We start from the raw sequence: 1852 nt of genomic DNA, 5'->3' as shown, positions 1-1852 counted from the left end.
GTACCAGTGGTTCATCGCCGCACCGATGATCACCATCGACTTGCCGTGCGTCTTGTGCGCGTTCTCGGCGAACTGGCGCGCGACGCTGATGAGCTGCGCCCGCGGCGTGCCGGTGATGCGCTCCTGCCAGGCCGGCGTGTAAGGCGTGTCGTCGTCGAAGTCCTGCGCCGCGAGCTCGCCGGCCAGGCCGCGCGCGACGCCGTAGTTCGCCACCTGCAGGTCGAACACCGTCGCCACCAGCACCTCGCGCTTCGCGCCGTTCTTGCCGAGCGCGATGCGCTGGACCGGCACCGTGCGGACGAGAACGTCGGTCTGCTCGTTGTTCGGGAAGTGCTCGCTGACGATGCCGCCGAAGTAGGGAAAGCCGACCTGCGCCGTCTCGGTGCTCGGGAACTCGCCCTCGAGCAGCGACAGCGTCAGCCTGACCTCCTGGCCGTGGCGCGCTTCGCGGGCCTCGAGGTTCCACTGGCCGGCGTCGGTGCGCCCGTCGGGGCCCCAGCGGAAGCCGATCGCGCCGTGCGGCAGCACCACCTTGCCGAGCGGGTCGAGGGCGACCGTCTTCCAGTCCGGGTTGTTGGCCTGGCCGAGGTCGCCGTCGAAGTCGGAGGCGCGCACGTAGCGGTCGGGCACCGTGATCGTCCGCCCGTCGGGCAGCGTGTGCTCCTTCAGCATCACCAGCATCGGCATGTCGGTGTAGCAGCGTACGTAGTCGTCGAAGTAGGCGCTCCGCTCACGTCCGGCGCCCGGGAAGTAGAACTCCTTCAGGATGACGTGACCCATGGCCATGGCCACGGCGGCGTCGGTGCCCTGCTTGGGGTTCATCCAGATGTCGGCCAGCTTGGCGACCTCGGAGTAGTCGGGCGTCACCGCCACCGTCTTCGTTCCCTTGTAGCGAGCCTCGGTGAAGAAATGGGCGTCGGGCGTGCGCGTCTGCGGCACGTTCGAACCCCAGGCGATGATGAAGCTGGAGTTGAACCACTCGGCGGATTCGGGCACGTCGGTCTGCTCGCCCCACACCTGCGGGCTCGCCGGCGGCAGGTCGCAGTACCAGTCGTAGAAGCTCATGCATACGGCCCCGATCAGGCTCAGGTAGCGCGAGCCCGCCGCGTAGCTGACCATGCTCATCGCCGGAATCGGCGAGAAGCCGATGACCCGGTCCGGCCCGTGCTTCTTGATCGTGTAGACGTTGGCGGCGGCGATGATCTCGTTGACCTCGTTCCACTCCGAGCGCACGAAGCCGCCCAGGCCGCGGATCTGCTGGTAGTCGCGTCGCTTGGCGTCGTCCTCGACGATCGAGGCCCAGGCCTCGACCGGCTCGTGGATCAGGCGCGCCTCGCGCCAGCTCTTCAGCAGCCGGCCGCGCACCATCGGGTACTTGACCCGGTTGGCGCTGTACAGGTACCAGCTGTAGCTCGCGCCGCGGGCGCATCCGCGCGGCTCGTGGTTGGGCATGTCCCAGCGCGTGCGCGGGTAGTCGGTCTGCTGCGTTTCCCAGGTGACGATGCCGCCCTTGACGTAGATCTTCCACGAGCACGAGCCGGTGCAGTTGACGCCGTGCGTCGAGCGCACGACCCGGTCGTGGGCCCAGCGGTTGCGGTAGGCGTCTTCCCAGGTGCGGTCCTCGCCGGTGGTGACGCCGTGGTCGCCGGAGAAGTTCTCGCGCGGACTCGAAAAGTAGGTGAGGCGGTCGAGGAAGTGGCTCATGGGGCGGTCTCCGGAGCGGTGCGGCGCGCGGCCTGCTCGTGGTGTGTCATGCGGGCTGTCAGGGGTTCTTCACGTAGGCGTTCGGGCGCAGGTAGAACCACCAGTTCAGGACCAGGCAAAGGGCGTAGAAGACGGCGAAGCCGTACAT

General features: G+C 68.1%; 1 protein-coding gene. It reads right to left on the bottom strand.

Features of this window, described 5'->3' with window-relative positions:
* Positions 1 to 1704, bottom strand: a 1704-nt coding sequence (locus tag AC30N0_RS03480) for a molybdopterin-dependent oxidoreductase (RefSeq protein WP_489516544.1), incomplete at its 3' end; no start/stop codon positions are given.
* Positions 1705 to 1852: the final 148 nt, after the last annotated feature.

Origin of the sequence: Rhizobacter sp., assembly GCF_031412495.1 — a bacterium.
Taxonomy (GTDB): Bacteria; Pseudomonadota; Gammaproteobacteria; order Burkholderiales; family Burkholderiaceae_C; genus Schlegelella_A.
Note: the sequence above shows the minus strand (reverse complement) of the source record. Positions and strands in the feature narration are given on the sequence as shown.